Origin of the sequence: Streptomyces sp. NPDC007905, assembly GCF_042959345.1 — a bacterium.
GTDB lineage: Bacteria > Actinomycetota > Actinomycetes > Streptomycetales > Streptomycetaceae > Streptomyces.
This window is the reverse complement of record NZ_JBIBKS010000026.1, coordinates 18,396-32,744: the sequence shown is the minus strand read 5'-3', so window position 1 is coordinate 32,744 and position 14,349 is coordinate 18,396. Positions and strand designations below refer to the sequence as shown.

Genomic DNA, 14,349 nt, shown 5'->3' with positions numbered 1-14,349 from the left:
TCCTTCAGGGGACCGAGTACGACGCGGTGCCCGGCGAGGCGGCGTGGGAGTGCAGGGGTGCGCAGTGACGCGTCGGCTTCATCATCCTCACTCTCCTGTTCGACCACCGTCAACGCTTTCCTAGTAATTCGATAGGAAAACTAGGAAAGCTGGCGTGGTTCCGGCTGCTTCACGCTCTCGGATGGCGCGTTCACGATGGCGGGCGGCCGGGTGGTCGTCCCTGACCCGGGGGCTGCCGACCGCGCCGTGGAGGCGTTCGCGGAGCGTGGCGCCGCCGGACGGGGCCGGGATCCTGCCGCGGTTGCGCAGTTTCGGGTCGAGGTCGACGAAGTCGGCGAAGGTGCCGGGGGTGGTGGCGTAGGCGAGGTTGAAACCGTTGACGTCGGCCTCCTCGACCCAGTGCTCCAGTTCGTCGGCGACCGTCGCCGGGCCCACCACCATGGGGCCGATGCCGCCGATGCCCAGGTAGCGGGGCGACCTGGTCGGGGATCCAGCGGCGGGTCGGATCGGCGGTGGAGAAGATGGCGAGCGCCGAGCGGACCGTGTCGGTGTCGACGTACTCGAGAGGTTGGTCCGGCGCAAGTTCGGACAGGTCGAGGCCGCTTCGGCCGCCGTAGAAGGCGAGGGCGCCCTCGTAGGAGGCGCAGGAGATGAGGTCGTCGTACTCGGCGCGGGCCTCCTCGCCAGTGGGGGGGATGGCCTGAACAGGAGGAAGATCTTGCTGCTGTACGGGTCGCGGCCCTCGGCGGCGGCCCGCGGACGCCGGTGACTTCGAGGATCCGGTCAGTGATGTCGAGGGGGGCACGGGTCGCGGCGACCTCGACGGTGGCGGCGGTGACGGCGATCTCGCCACGCTCGTCGTCGGTGAGGTCCGGGCGTGGTCGAGGCCTCGCTGGACCGCTTCGGACGCGTGGTCGACGAGGAGGCGCGCCGAGCGTGCCGGACGGCGAGTTCGCCGTAGGTGGCCAGTGTGTAGGGGTCCTGGGTGGTGGAGTCGACGCCCGACAGCAGCCAGGGACGGGTGGTGCTGCGGGTCTGGTCGGCCGCGGCGGCGAGCGCACTCTCGGCGATGCCCAGCCAGAAGTAGACGAAGACCAGCTGGAGCCGGGGTCACCAGCGTGGCGAACGAGCAGTGGTTCTGCGGGGTCCGGCCGATTGTGAGTCGATCGCCGACAGCATCGGACGACCTCGCCGAGGGTGCGGGCACTCATCTCGGCATCTCCGTGGGAGCGGGGCACGGTGATGCCCGGCAGCCCGGAGTCCGACCGTTCGCCGAGTTCTGTGCGCGGCAGAACACCGTCAGCGTCGCGCAGGGCGGCCTCGCGGGCGCTTGGCGACCGCCTCGGCGTCGTCGGCGATCACCTGGGTCATCGCGCGCTCCCGGAACCGGCGAAGGGGACCTGGGCGGCGGGGGCCACCTGCTGCCCGTACGGGTGCCGCCACAGCCCCTGCGCCTGAAGCTTCGGCAGCACGCCCTCGCCGAACCAGTACGCCTCCTCCAGATGCGGATACCCGGAGAAGATGAACTCCTCGATCCCCAACGCGGCGTACTCCTTGATCCGCTCGGCAACCTCGGTGTGACTGCCGACCAGGGCGGTCCCCGCCCCACCCCGCACCAGCCCGATGCCCGCCCACAGGTTGGGATGGATCTCCAGCCCGTCCCGGCTCCCACCCCCGTGCAGGGCCAGCATCCGCTGCTGACCCTGCGACTCACTGCGGGCAAGCCCGGCCTGAACCTGCCGCACGGTCTCCGCGTCGAAGCCCGCCAGCAGCCGCTCGGCCTCGGCCCAGGCCTGCTCGGAGGTGTCGCGGGTGATGATGTGCAACCGGATTCCGAAGCGGACGCTGCGGCCCTCCTGCGCGGCCAGCTTCCTGATCCAGGCGATCTTCCCGGCGACGGCGGTGGGCGGCTCGCCCCAGGTGAGGTAGACGTCGACATGCCTGGCGGCAATCTCTCCGGCGATCGGTGAGGAGCCCCCGAAGTACACCTCGGGCACCGGGTCGGGCACCCGGGCGAGCCTGGCGTCCTCGACCCGGAGGTGCTCACCGGACAGGTCGACGGTCTTGCCCTCCCACAACCCCCGGACGATTTCCAGGAATTCGCCGGTACGGCGATACCGCTCGTCCTTGTCCAGGAAGTCACCATAGGCCCGCTGCTCGTGGCTCTCGCCCCCGGTGACGACGTTGAGCAGGAGCCGTCCGCCGGTCTGCCGCTGGAAGGTGGAGGCCATCTGCGCCGCGAGCGTCGGCGAGACGAAGCCGGGGCGGAAGGCGACGAGGAACTTCAGCCGCTCGGTGTTCTGGCTGACCATGGCGGTGGTCAGCCACGCGTCCTCGCACCACGCGCCCGTCGGCGTGAGCGCGCCGACGAAGCCGAGGTCCTCGGCGGCGCGCGCGATCTGGCTCAGGTAGGCGACCGTCGGCGGCCGGTCGCGCCCGGACTCCGTGGCGGGGGTGCCGTGGCCGCCGCCGACGACGTGACGGCTGTCGCCGTTGGTGGGCAGGAACCAGTGGAAAGTGAGGGACACGCGGGGGCTCCGATCAGTGTTCGTCAGCGTGAGTCAAAGGAGGCCGTGCCGGGGCGGCTTGGTGCCGCCCAGCACGTAACGGCCGATGTGCTGGACCTTCCAGCGGGCCGGGTCGTGCAGGGTGTGGGTGCGCGCGTCGCGCCAGTGGCGATGCAGGCCCAGGGAGTCGAGCGCCGAGCGGGTGCCGGAGACCTCGAAGAGGGCGCTGGCCACTTCCACGGCGGCCTCGGCCGCCGTCACTTTCGCGGCGGCCACCGCGATCGAGGCCTCGGCGGCCGAGTCGTCGGTCAGGTCGGCGCGGGCGTCGTCGACCGCACGGGCGGCCGCGCGAAGCAACGCTTCGGCAGCCCGTTCTCTGATCGCCAGTTCGCCGAACCGCTGGATCAGCAGCGGATCCTCCGCGGCGGTCGCGTGCCCCTCGATGGCGCTCTCGAACCAGGGGCGGCTCTTCGTACGGACGAAGTCCACCGCCTCGGCCAGCGCCCCGGAGGCGATCCCGGCATCGATGGCCGCGTGCAGCAACTGAGCTACCGCGCCGTGGAGTTGGGGGCCTTGGAAGGTGAGGTGGTGCGGCACGACGCGGTCGGCGGGCACGGGCACCGACTCCAGGCGGACGGTTCCGCTGGCGGTGGTGCGCTGTCCCATGCCGTCCCAGTCGTCCACGACCGTGAGGCCGGGCGCGTCGCGCGGGACGTACGCCACGTGCAAGGTGTCGTCCTCGGTGCGGGCGAGAACGGGGATCCAGTGGGCGAACAGCGCGCCGGTGGAGTAGTGCTTGACGCCGTCGAGGACGTACGACCCGTCCGGGAGCCGGGCGAGGCGGGTTCGGATGTCCTGGACATGCTGGGTGCCCGCCTCGGACTGGGCGTTGCCGAACCGCTTGCCGGCCAGTACCTCGCCGAAGAAGAACTCCTGCTGCGCGTCGGTTCCCTGCTGACGCAGCACGTTGACGTACACGAAGTGGCTCTGCGGTATCTGGGCCAGGCTGGCATCGGCGGCGGCCAGCAGCCGGAAGATCTCGGCGAGCGTGTCCGCGTGGACGTCCGCGCCGCCGAACCGGGCGGGCACGGTCACGGCGAGCAGCCCGGAGGCGGACAGCCGCTCCAGCTCCGCGTGGGGGAGCCTGCGCCGCGCGTCCCGCTCGGCGGCGCCCTTGCGGAAGTCCGCGGCCAGCTCCGCGGCCACGGCAAGGGCCTCCGCGTCGTCCGCGATGACGTGCACGACGCTCATCCGGCGGCCGCCAGCAGCGCCGTCCGCCCGCCCAGCGCGGCCGAGAACTGGTCCGTGACCTGCGCCAGAGCCTCGGCCGATCCGGGCGCGACGGTCAGCGTGCCGTCCTCGCCCACCGTGATGTCCTTGTCGAGCGTGAACCAGCCCGGCGTGATGTGCGCAGGGCCCATGGAGGCCAGCACCGGGCGCAGGGCGTAGTCGATGGCCAGGACGTGGGCGGTGGTGCCGCCGGTGGCCAGCGGGAGGACCGTCTTGCCCGCCAGGGCGTACTGCGGGAGCAGGTCGAGCAGGGACTTCAGCAGTCCGGAGTAGGCGGCCTTGTAGACGGGGGTACCGATCACCACCCCGTCCGCCTGCTCGAACAGGGCGGTGGCCCGGACGATCGCCGGGTGACCGAAGTCGGCCCCGAGCAGCGCCTCGGCAGGCAGGGTACGAACGTCCAGCGCAATCACCTCGTGCCCCTGCGCGAGGAGCCGCTCGTCCAGATGGCGCAGCAGCCGAGCGGTGCGGGAGGTGGCCGAGGGGCTTCCGGAGACGGACAGGACAGTGGCCATGGGAGGACCTTTCGGTTCGTCGTTTCGTGTACGGTCTGCGGTCAGGCGTGGGCGGCGGCGGGCTCGGACGCGGCTTCCTGTGCCTCCAGTTCGCGCACGAGGGGCAGCACCCGCTTGCCGAAGTACTCGACCTCCTCCAGGTAGTGCAGGAAGCCGAGGAGGAAGAGGTCGACGCCGAGCCGCTTGTAGGCGACGATCCGCTCGGCGATCTGTTCAGGGGTGCCGATCAGACCCGTGCGGAAGCCGTCGTTGTACTGGACGAGGTCCTCGAACGTGGAGTCCTGCCACATGCCCTTGCCGTCGCCGGTGGACGGACCGGCCTGCTGGACGGCGTCACGGAAGCCGTGCACGGCCTGTGTGTCGGCCTTGGCGACGATCTCGCGGAGCGTCTCGCGGGCCTCGGCCTCGGTGTCGCGGGCGATGAGGAAGCCGTTGAGACCGAACTTCGGTGCGCTGCGGCCCGCTTGGGCGGCGGAGGCACGGACGTCGTCGATCTGCTCGGTGACGCCGTCGAAGTCCTTGCCGTTGGAGAAGTACCAGTCGGAGACGCGGCCGGCCATGGCCCGGGCGGCGGTGGAGTTACCGCCCTGGAAGATCTCCGGGTGCGGACGCTCGGGACTGTTCAGCGGCTTGGGCTTGAGGGAGAAGTCACGCAACCGGTAGAAGTCACCGGCGAGCTCGGCGTGGTCCTCGGTCCAGATCTTCCGCAGGGCGCGGATGAACTCCTCCGAGCGCCGGTAACGCTCGTCGTGCTCCAGCCAGGGCTCGCCCAGCGCGGTGAACTCGCCCTTGAACCAGCCGCTCACGACGTTGACGGCGAAGCGGCCGTTCGACAAGTGGTCGGCGGTGGCGCCGAGTTTGGCGAGGACGCCCGGGTGCCACAGGCCGGGATGCACGGCGGCGATGACCTTCAGCCGCTGGGTGGCGAGCAGCAGGGCGAGGCTGAAACTGGTCGACTCGTGCTGGTACTCGGCGCCGTAGCTCGCCATGTAGCGGACCTGGCTGAGCGCGTAGTCGAAGCCGTTGTTCTCGGCGAGGACGGCGAGTTCGCGGTTGTAGTCGTAGCCCCAGTCGGTGCGCTGCTCGACGGTGCTGGTGACCAGACCGCCACTGACGTTCGGCACCCAGTAGGCGAAGCGGACGGGATCGGATCCGGGGTATGCGGAGGATGCGGGCATGGGAACTCCTGGCAGGAGAATGCTTCGCGGGCAGGACGAATGAGCTCCGCGGAATTCAGGCACACTGGAGCGGCGTTTCCGGGAAAGCCGTCGTCATGACGGACATGAGCCGGAACCGGAATTCACGGAAAAAAGAAGAGGGAGCGGGTGGGAGGGTTTCCCTCGGGTGCGCTCAGACCCGACAGCGACAGAAGGCGCTGGAAACACGCGCAAGGTCGACGTGGCGTCGCCGCGTGAGGTCCTGTCGCTTCATGCCACCGATCGAACCAGGAGGGACTCCGGCCGGTCAAGAATGCCCGGATGTGATTCCACATGGTGAGAGTCGGTATTCACGAGGTTGTGACAGGGATTCCCTTGAACCCGGTCCCGGGAGGGCGCAGTCTCCTGTTCGTGCGTATCGAACAGCTCGAATACATCGCTGCCGTCACACGGCTCGGTTCGCTCCGACGCGCGGCCGAGGAACTTCATCTGTCCCAGCCGGCGCTCAGCGAGACCGTACGCAATCTCGAGCGCGAGCTCGGCGTGGACCTGCTGGAGCGCAAGCGGACCGGGGCGAAGATCAGTGACGAGGGCCGGGAGCTGCTGCCGCACATCATGAGTGTGCTGGACGCTGTGGACCGGCTGCGCGGCGCGGCCGGCGACCAGCACCGCGTCAGCCGCATGGTCCGGCTCGGCACGGTGAACACGGCTACCGTGCCGCTGGTCATCCCGACCGTGCGCGAGTTCCGGGCCTCACATCCGGTCACCCAGGTGGAGTTGGTCGGCGCGCAGCAGGCCGACATCCACCGTGGGCTGTTGGAGGGCGCCTTCGACCTGGGACTGGTTAACTACCTGCGGGGCGACGACATGCCGCCCGGCTTCGAGACGACGGAGTTGCTCTGCGGCCGGCCGGTGGTGTGCGTGCGTCCGGACAGTCCGCTGGCGGCCATGGATGCGGTGGACGCGGACAGTCTCCTGGCCGAGCCACTGGTCGTGATGCGGGCCGGCTATGTGATGCACCGTTTCCTGCACCGGCTGCTCCGCGGCCGGACTCCGTCCTTCTCGTACTCCACCGACGGCGCGGAGATGGGCAAACTGATGGTGGCCGAGGGGCTGGGGGCCACGGTGCTGCCCGACTTCAGCGTCGTCGGCGACCCTCTGGAGCGACGGGGCGCGATCACTGTGCGGCCGCTCGCGGGGGATGCGACCGACGTACTGCTGGTACTGCAGCGCCGCCATTCCGGCTCCGTTCCGCGGGCGGTCCGCGACCTGCACGAGCTCTTCGTGCGCAACGCCCAGGCGTACGGCGATTCTTGACGGCTGACGGCGAGCACGACCGCCCCCGCCTCGATGCGGACAGTCTCACCCGTCGTGCGGTCGAGCGCCCGCGCCCCCGAGACGACGCCGTCGGCGTCGGTCAGGAGTTCCAGCGCCGGAGTGTGGTCGAGGATGCGGACGCCGAGCCGCTGTACCCGGGTCCGCTGCCGGCGCATGTACTCGGGTCCCTGGAGGTCGCCGCGCAGCTGACGGCCGTGGGCGTCGACGGGGAACGGGTAGCGCTGGACGCGAGCGAGTTCGTCCATGCGCGATCACGCCGACCTGTGCGGCGACCAGAAGCACCCCCAGCGTGCCGAGCAGCAGGACGAGAGGGCGGGCCGGGGCGCCGCCGTGGGTGAGCGGGAGCGCCACCGCGAGGAGGCCCGTGCCCACGACGACGCCTCGGGCGATGCCGCCGCCCACCAGTGCCGCGTTGATCTCCCACCACCTGAGTGGGCTCGCGTACACGTCGTTGATGTACTGGTCGCGGCGGGCCTCGAACAGGCTGGTCGTCCCGTTGAAGAAGCCGACATTGACGATCGCCTGGGTGAAGAGGCCGGGCACGATGAAGCTGCCGTAGCCGATGCCGTCGATCGTGTCGACGTGCCGGCCGAGGGCCGACCCGAAGACGACGACGAAGAGCACGGTCGAAAGCACCGGGCCGACGACGCTGTAGCGCCAGATCGTGAGGAAGCGCAGGACCTCGCGCTCCAGGAGCCAGAGGAACGGCGACCGCTCCGCCCGGAACGGTTCGTCGTACGCCGGGAGGGCCGGGGTCTCGGTGCCGCTCACGAGGCGACCTCCTCCGCCGTGATCACCCGGTTGTAGACCTCCGAGATGTCCCGGGCCGCGTACCGTTTCCGCAGGGAGGTGGCGGAGCCGCGGTCGACGATCCGGCCCGCGCGCAGCAGCGCGATCTCGTCGCACAAGGTCTCCGCCTCCTCCAGGTTGTGCGTCGTCAGCAGGACGGTCGTGCCAGCCGCGTTGAGGCCCTTGACGTGCCGCCAGATCTCCGAGCGGAGCTCCACGTCGACGCCCGCCGTCGGCTCGTCGAGGATGAGCAGGCGGGGACGATGCATGAGGGCCCGCGCGAGGACGAGGCGCCGTTGCATGCCCCGGACAGTTCGTAGGCGCGTACGTCGGCCTTGTCGTCAAGGCGGAACAGGGCGAGCAGTTCGTCGGCGCGCCGGGCGGCCGCCTTCCGGCCGATGCCGTGGTATCCGGCGTGGTGGATCAGGATCTGCCGGATGGACAGGAACCGGTCGACGTTGATCTCCTGCGCGGCCAGACCCAGCAGCCTGCGGGCCTGACGGCTGCGATGGTCGTGGCCGAAGACGGACAGAGTGCCTGCGGTGGGTCGGACGATGTTGCACATCGAGCCGATCAGTGTGGTCTTCCCGGCGCCGTTCGGGCCGAGCAGCCCGAAGAAGGCGCCGTCCGGTATCTCCAGGTCGAGCCCGGCCACCGCCGTGAAGCCGTCGTCGTAGGTCTTGCGAAGGCCCTCTACCCGCAGTGCGGGCGGGCTCCCGCCGCTCCGGGAAGTGGAAGCGGCGGGAGTCGCGAGCGGACCGCCCACGGGAAGCGGTTCAGCCATGGAACTGGTTCGCCGGGACCGGGAGGCCGTAGTGCTCACGCAGGGTCGTACCCTCGTACTCCTCGCGGAACAGGCCCTTGCCGCGCAGGATCGGCAGCACGTGCTCGGCGAAGGCCGCGAGGCCGGACGGCAGGGCGGGGGCCATGATGTTGAACCCGTCCGCCGCACCTCCCTCGAACCAGGCGATGATCGTGTCCGCGATCTGCTCGGGCGTGCCGACGAACTCGAAGTGGCCGCGTCCGCCGCCGAGCCGGGAGATGATCTGCCGGACCGTCAGCTGCTCACGCACCGCGAGTTCGATGATCAGGTCGGAACGGCTCTGCGAGCCTTCCAGCTTCGGCCTGGCGAGGATGAAGTCCGGCAGGGGCGCGTCGAGGTGGAAGACGGACGGCTCGGTCTCGAACACGGCGGCCAGCTGGCGCAGCCCGTACTCCGGGACGCGCAGCTCGTCGAACTGCCGCGCGAGCGCACGGGCCTCGTCCTCGGTCGACCCGATGTACGGGACGATGCCCGGCAGGACGATCACTCCGTTCGGGTCGCGGCCCGCGGCCCTGGTGCGGGCCTTGATGTCGGCGTAGAAGGCGGCCGCCCGCTCGTACGTCGTGTGCGCGGTGAAGATGGCCTCGGCGTGGCTGGCCGCGAAGTCCTTGCCGTCCTCCGAGGAGCCGGCCTGGACGAGCAGCGGGTAGCCCTGCGGCGGACGCTCGACGTTGAGCGGGCCGGCCACCTTGAAGTACCTGCCCTGGTGGCCGAGCCGGTGCAGCCGCTCGGGGTCGGCGTAGCGTCCGGTGGCCCTGTCCGCTACGACGGCCTTGGACTCCCAGCTGTCCCACAGTGCCTTGGCGACCTTCAGGAACTCGTCGGCGCGGGCGTAGCGTTCGGCGTGGCCGGGGCGGTCGTCGAGGCCGAAGTTGGCCGCCTCGTCGGCCCCTGCCGAGGTGACGATGTTCCAGCCGGCGCGGCCGCCGCTGACGTGGTCGACGGACGCGAGCCGGCGGGCGAGGTTGTACGGCTCGTTGTACGTCGACGACACGGTCGCGATGAGGCCGATCCTGCTGGTCGCCTGGGACAGCGCGGTCAGCAGGGTCAAGGGTTCGAGCTGGCCCGGCGGCCGGAACTCGCCGGTGCCGATGAGGGCCGGTCCGTCCGCGAGGAACAGCGAGTCGAACTTGGCGCTCTCGGCAAGCTGCGCCAGCTCGATCCAGTGCCGCAGGTCGAAGTCCGCCCGGGGGTTGCTGTGCGGGAGCCGCCACGCAGCCTCGTGGTGGCCCGCTTCCATGAGGAAGGCGTTGAGGTGGAGCCGCCGTCTCTCGCTCATGAGGTGACCTTCAGCTTGGAGCTGTCGTAGCCGGCCGGGAGGAGGTTGTCGGTGATCGACTTGGCGTCGACCTTCTTGGTGATCTGGCCCGCATCCAGGAAGGCGTCGGCGAGCTTCTGCTCCAGCTCGATGTCCGACTGCTCCACCGGGGTCACCCGGTTCGAGTAGGCGGCCAGGGACGCCTTGGCGTCGGCCAGCGGGATGCCCTGCTCCTTGGAGAGCGCCTGCGCGTACTTGTCGGGGTTCTTGACGGCCCAGGCGAACTCCCGTGACAGCCTCTTCAGGACGTCCGTGAGAGCCGCACGCTTGGTCTCGTCCTTCAGCGACGTGTCACTGGCGACGTAGTAGCTGCTCGTCTGGTCGATCGGCGGCAGACCCTTCACCAGGATCCGCGCGCCGTTCTTGACCGCGATCGCGGACTGCGGGTTCCAGATCGACCAGGCGTCCACCTTACCGGTGTTGAACGCCGTCGCGCCTGCCGCCGGGTCGAGGAAGACCAGCTTCACGTCCTTGGGGGTGAGGCCGACGCTTTTCAGCGCGTTCAGGGCCAGGCCGTGGGCCGAACTGCCCTGCGGCACAGCGATCCTCTTGCCCTTGAGGTCGGCGGCCGTCTTCAGCTTCGAGCCCTTCGGCACGATGATGTTCTCCACCGCCTGGTCGGGTGTGAGCGAGCGGTTGACGGCGACGACCTTGAAGCCGTACTCCTTCGCGGCACCGGTGATCGGCGGCACGTCGCCGACGCTGCCGAGGTCGATGTCGCCCGAGGCCGCGGCCTGCACGAGCGGGGGGCCGAAGGTGAACCGGGCGAACTTCACCTTGTAGGGCGCGTTGTCGAACACGCCGGTGATCTTCGCCAGCTCCTGGCTGCCGTCACCGCCGTTGTCGCCGATGGTGAAGGTGTACTTGCTCCACTCGGGGTGCTTGGCGTCGCTCGCGTCGGCGGCGTTGCTCAGGGGCGCGGCGGTGTCCGAGTCCGATCCGCAGGCGACGAGGGTGCCCGCGAGGGCGAGCGAGCCGACGGCGCCGATGAGTCTGGTGGTTCTCTTTCGCATGGGTTGTCGTGCTTTCTGTGCTGGGTGAGGGTATTCGGGCAGGTCAGTGCCGGCCGGCGACGCCGAGGTCTTCCAGGAGCCGGGCGCGGAGTTCCTCGCGTGCGACGCTCGCTTCGCGGTCCGCGGCGCAGAGGTGCACCTCGTGCGAGGTGCCGATGCGGCCGCTGCTCATGACGACGATGCGGTCCGCCAGGGCGATCGCCTCGTCGACGTCGTGCGTGACGAGCAGCATCGCGGCGTGGTGCTTGCTGCGCAGCGCGCGTACGAGGTCGTGCATGCGCAGCCGTGTGATGGCGTCGAGGGCCGCGAACGGCTCGTCGAGCAGGACCAGTTCGGGCTCCGACACCAGTGCCCGCGCGAGCGACACCCGCTGGGCCTCGCCGCCGGAGAGTTCCTTGGGCCACGCTTTCTCACGGCCCGGGAGTCCGACCTCGGCGAGCACATCGAGGGCCCGCTGTTCCGCGTCGGGTCCGTGCAGGCCGAGCGTGATGTTGGGCAGGACCCGCTGCCACGGCAGCAGCCGGTCGGCCTGGAAGACGATCGCACGCCGTGCCGGGACCTCCACGCGCCCTGCGTCGGGCCGGTCGAGTCCGGCGAGCAGACGCAGCAGGGTGCTCTTGCCGCAGCCGGAGGGGCCGAGCAGGATCACCAACTCCTCGTCGGCGATGGTGAGGTCGAGGTGGTCGAGCACCACCCGGTCACCGAACCGACGGAGCACCTGCTCGACGGCGACCCCGGTCTGCCGACGGGGCTCCGTGGCTACTGCGTTGCTCATGACGCCTCATAACTGGGTCGCCACCGCAGCAGCACCCGCTCGAGAACCCGGACGAACTGGTCGGCGAGCAGACCGAGGAGCGAGTAGATCACCAGCCCCACGAAGACCTGGTTGGTCTGCAGATAGGTCTGCCCCTGAGTGATGAGGAAGCCAAGTCCCTTGTCGGCGTTGACCGTTTCGGCGGCGACCAGGCCCAGGACGCTGTACGCCAGGGAGAACCGGAGGCCGACGAGGAACCCCGGCAGGGCTCCGGGCACCAGCACCCGCGTCACCAGGCGCCAGGTGCCCGCGCCCGTCGTGCGCGCCATCTCGATCAGCCGCTGGTCGACGCCCCGGATCGCGGCGAACAAATTGAGATACATCGGCACGCCGGCGCCGAAGGAGATCAGCAGCACCTTCGTCAGCTCGTCGATGCCGAACCACACGATCATCAGCGGCAGCACCGCGAGGAGGGGGATCGTGTTGAGCACCTGCACGACGCCGTTGAACAGGTACTCACCGCTGCGCAGCAGCCCGCCGAGCACTCCGGTGACGATGCCCACCGTCAGACCGATCGCGAGACCGATGCCGGCCCGTTGCAGTGAGATGGCCAGGTCCGGCCCCAGGACGCCCTGTTGCCACAGGTCGGCGGTGGACTTCATGATCGAGGTCGGCGCCGGAGCGTAGGTCTTCGACACCACTCCGGCCCGGGCGAGTACCTCCCAGGCGACCAGTATCACGACCGGAGTCGTATAGATGCCCACCGGCCAGCGCAGGCGCTCGCGGAGTGTGCTGAGCCGCGAACTGCGGCGGGCGTCACGCGGCAGGAACACCTCACGCTCGCGCGCGCTCGTCGTCTCGGCGTCCGGGCCCTCGGTGATGGCAGGGGCTTTGAGGCTGAGCTCGGTCATGCCGCCACCGCCGGCAGGCTGCTGTAGTGCGAGGCATCGCCCACGAGCTGCTCGCTGCGGCGGCCGTCGACACCGACCGGCACCTCTCCGGCGACCGTCACCCGGTTGAGGCGGCGCGGGTGGCCGTCGTAGTTGTCCACCCCGTAGTGCTGGGTGATCCGGTTGTCGAAGATCAGCAGCTGGTTCGGGGACCAGGTCCAGCGCACGATGTTCTCCGGACGGGTCACATAAGACTGCAGGATGCGCAGCAGATCCGCCGAGTCGCCGCTCGACAGACCGACGATCCGCTTGGCGAACCCCCCGATGAACAGCCCGCGTTCGCCCGTCAGCGGATGCACCCGCACGACCGGGTGCTCCGCCTCGTACGGCGTCGACACGAAGACTCGGTCGTACTCCTGCCGTTGTCCGGTCGTGGCCGCGGGGCGGGCGTAGTCGTACTGGTTGGTGTGCACGACGCGCAGCGTGTCCGCGAGGGCCCGCAGCGGTGCGGGCAGATCGCGGTACGCCGCGGCGGCGTTGGCGATGAGCGTCTCGCCGCCGTACGGCGTGGTCACGATCGACCGGAGTGTGGTGAGCTGCGGCGGATTGATCACGAAGGTGACGTCCGTGTGCCATTCGTTGGCCTTGGACGTCTCGCTGTCGACGGCGAGCACGTTCGTCGTGCCGTCGGTGGCCGGCACGTTGGGGTGAGCGGTGGTGAGGTCGCCGAACCACCCGGCCACACGCTCCTGACCGGCATTGTCGAGGTTCACCTCGTCGAACACGATCGCCTTGTGCTCGTTGAGGGCGTCACGGAGCGCCGTGACCGTCAAGGGGTCGGGCGGCGCAGAGAGGTCGACGCCCTCGACGACCGCGCCGATGCGGCCAGTGAGTTTGCGGATGGACGGAGGCATGAGGCAGTCCCTCCCGGACAGCTGGGGCACGCCAAGGGGTGCTGGAGATCGGGCGTTGGGTAATGGGCTGGTACTGCGCAGGGCTGATCGACCACACGCGCAACGCTGGGCTGGGCGGACCGGAGAGAAGAACACGTGGCCACAGGACCGCTACAGCCGCATTCTCAGCGACCGCGTCGGCGTGCGCGCACAGGCTCCCGGCTCACACGAGAAGGAGAGGAGACGGGGAGCCCTCAGGAGGTGGAGACGACGACGATCCCGCGGGGAGGCATCGGAGTGTCGGCGGCTTTACACCGCCGCTGCCAGGCACGCGCCATGGGCGCACACCGGCCGCCGCCGGGGAGCACTTCCCGGGTCAGCGACAACAAAACGCGCTGGAGACGTGCGCCAGATCGATGTGGCGCCGCCGGGTCAGGTCCACGCGCGGGTTCATGGGACGGGAGTCCAGCAGACGTCCACCAGGCTGGTCAAGAACTTCCCGGGCAGGTCTCGCATTGCGGACTCGGAGAATGTCTCAGCCTCTTCGGGACACGCTCACGCCACCTTCCGGCAGCAACGAACGAGAGGGCACGCCCACGGGGTCGGGCGCGACCGCCCCGCAAGTCGCCGGTCTCCTGGCCGCTGTACGAACGGCACGGCGTCTTCCGCTACACCGGCACCTCCGCTCGGTCACCTACCGCCCGGGCGCCCCGGGACCGGACTCCCCGGCGGCCGTGGCCGAGGCCCTGCGTGACGCGGCGGCGGCGTTCGAGTGAGCGCCACCGCCGCGATGCCGGTGAGTGCACGGAGGGTCAGCGCGGAGCGAGGAGCCGTCCCGGTATGTGTAGCAGGAAGTTGAGGGACGATCGTTGCAGCTGCATGAAAATTCCTCGGAACCGGTCGGGTCGCCGGGCAGGAAGCGGCTCAGAAGCCCACGCTGTCCACGTCCTGGACCGGGTCGGCTCAAATGGTCACTGACCGTCATGGCACCGGCGCCGGATCGGGCATCGGAGTACCACCGCACTCAAGTGCGCGCCTCGGGCCCGGCTCTCGTCGCCTACA

13 protein-coding genes and 3 pseudogenes are annotated in these 14,349 nt (G+C 69.9%); 1 reads left to right on the top strand and 15 read right to left on the bottom strand.

The features are described from left to right. Positions 1 to 120: 120 nt before the first annotated feature. The 6 genes from ACFZDC_RS34590 to ACFZDC_RS34565 all read right to left on the bottom strand — a co-directional run bounded on the left by ACFZDC_RS34590 (position 121) and on the right by ACFZDC_RS34565 (position 5,743). The gene (locus ACFZDC_RS34590) at positions 121 to 441 is read right to left on the bottom strand and encodes a hypothetical protein (RefSeq protein WP_391330064.1); all 321 of its coding nucleotides are present in this window, start codon (positions 439 to 441) and stop codon (positions 121 to 123) included. 926 nt (positions 442 to 1,367) lie between these two features. Then, a complete protein-coding gene (locus ACFZDC_RS34585; protein WP_391330062.1) occupies positions 1,368 to 2,528 on the bottom strand; it encodes an LLM class flavin-dependent oxidoreductase in 1,161 nt (386 codons plus the stop codon). A gap of 33 nt (positions 2,529 to 2,561) precedes the next feature. Beyond that, positions 2,562 to 3,758 (bottom strand): SfnB family sulfur acquisition oxidoreductase, encoded by a 1,197-nt coding sequence (locus tag ACFZDC_RS34580; protein WP_391330060.1) that lies wholly within the window; start codon positions 3,756 to 3,758, stop codon positions 2,562 to 2,564. Then, complete coding sequence (ssuE, locus tag ACFZDC_RS34575; protein WP_391330058.1) at positions 3,755 to 4,312, bottom strand: NADPH-dependent FMN reductase; 558 nt, start codon at positions 4,310 to 4,312, stop codon at positions 3,755 to 3,757. Before ssuE ends, ACFZDC_RS34580 begins: the two co-directional genes overlap by 4 nt. A 41-nt stretch (positions 4,313 to 4,353) precedes the next feature. After that, complete coding sequence (gene sfnG / locus ACFZDC_RS34570; protein ID WP_391330056.1) at positions 4,354 to 5,490, bottom strand: dimethylsulfone monooxygenase SfnG; 1,137 nt, start codon at positions 5,488 to 5,490, stop codon at positions 4,354 to 4,356. Positions 5,491 to 5,662: 172 nt separating this feature from the next. Next, positions 5,663 to 5,743 carry a putative leader peptide gene (locus ACFZDC_RS34565; protein ID WP_351225063.1) on the bottom strand — a complete coding sequence of 27 codons (81 nt, stop codon included), beginning with the start codon at positions 5,741 to 5,743 and terminating at the stop codon, positions 5,663 to 5,665. Between the two features lie 137 nt (positions 5,744 to 5,880). On the opposite strand from ACFZDC_RS34565, the gene ACFZDC_RS34560 reads away from it, so the two are divergent. Then, positions 5,881 to 6,786 carry a LysR substrate-binding domain-containing protein gene (locus ACFZDC_RS34560; RefSeq protein WP_391330054.1) on the top strand — a complete coding sequence of 302 codons (906 nt, stop codon included), beginning with the start codon at positions 5,881 to 5,883 and terminating at the stop codon, positions 6,784 to 6,786. Positions 6,787 to 6,851: 65 nt separating this feature from the next. Here ACFZDC_RS34560 and ACFZDC_RS34555 read toward each other — a convergent pair. The 9 genes and pseudogenes from ACFZDC_RS34555 to ACFZDC_RS34515 all read right to left on the bottom strand — a co-directional run. Continuing rightward, positions 6,852 to 6,962: pseudogene (locus tag ACFZDC_RS34555) on the bottom strand (hypothetical protein); the annotation flags it as partial. 106 nt (positions 6,963 to 7,068) lie between these two features. Beyond that, positions 7,069 to 7,578: pseudogene (locus tag ACFZDC_RS34550) on the bottom strand (ABC transporter permease); the annotation flags it as partial. Then, complete coding sequence (locus tag ACFZDC_RS34545) at positions 7,575 to 7,715, bottom strand: hypothetical protein (protein WP_391330192.1); 141 nt, start codon at positions 7,713 to 7,715, stop codon at positions 7,575 to 7,577. The gene ACFZDC_RS34545 and the pseudogene ACFZDC_RS34550, both read right to left, overlap by 4 nt. Positions 7,716 to 7,883: 168 nt before the next feature. Continuing rightward, a pseudogene (locus ACFZDC_RS34540) lies at positions 7,884 to 8,380 on the bottom strand (ATP-binding cassette domain-containing protein); the annotation flags it as partial. Beyond that, positions 8,373 to 9,698, bottom strand: coding sequence for an NtaA/DmoA family FMN-dependent monooxygenase (locus tag ACFZDC_RS34535; protein ID WP_391330052.1), 1,326 nt, complete (start codon positions 9,696 to 9,698; stop codon positions 8,373 to 8,375). The gene ACFZDC_RS34535 and the pseudogene ACFZDC_RS34540, both read right to left, overlap by 8 nt. Continuing rightward, entirely contained in the window at positions 9,695 to 10,750 is a 1,056-nt protein-coding gene (locus tag ACFZDC_RS34530) for an aliphatic sulfonate ABC transporter substrate-binding protein (RefSeq protein ID WP_391330050.1), read from the bottom strand. The genes ACFZDC_RS34535 and ACFZDC_RS34530 overlap by 4 nt, the downstream gene beginning before the upstream one ends. A gap of 43 nt (positions 10,751 to 10,793) precedes the next feature. Continuing rightward, complete coding sequence (locus ACFZDC_RS34525; RefSeq protein WP_391330048.1) at positions 10,794 to 11,525, bottom strand: ATP-binding cassette domain-containing protein; 732 nt, start codon at positions 11,523 to 11,525, stop codon at positions 10,794 to 10,796. Beyond that, positions 11,522 to 12,415, bottom strand: a complete 894-nt coding sequence (locus ACFZDC_RS34520) for an ABC transporter permease subunit (RefSeq protein ID WP_391330046.1) — start codon at positions 12,413 to 12,415, stop codon at positions 11,522 to 11,524. The genes ACFZDC_RS34525 and ACFZDC_RS34520 overlap by 4 nt, the downstream gene beginning before the upstream one ends. Next, complete coding sequence (locus tag ACFZDC_RS34515; protein ID WP_391330044.1) at positions 12,412 to 13,308, bottom strand: TauD/TfdA family dioxygenase; 897 nt, start codon at positions 13,306 to 13,308, stop codon at positions 12,412 to 12,414. Before ACFZDC_RS34515 ends, ACFZDC_RS34520 begins: the two co-directional genes overlap by 4 nt. Positions 13,309 to 14,349 lie beyond the last annotated feature (1,041 nt).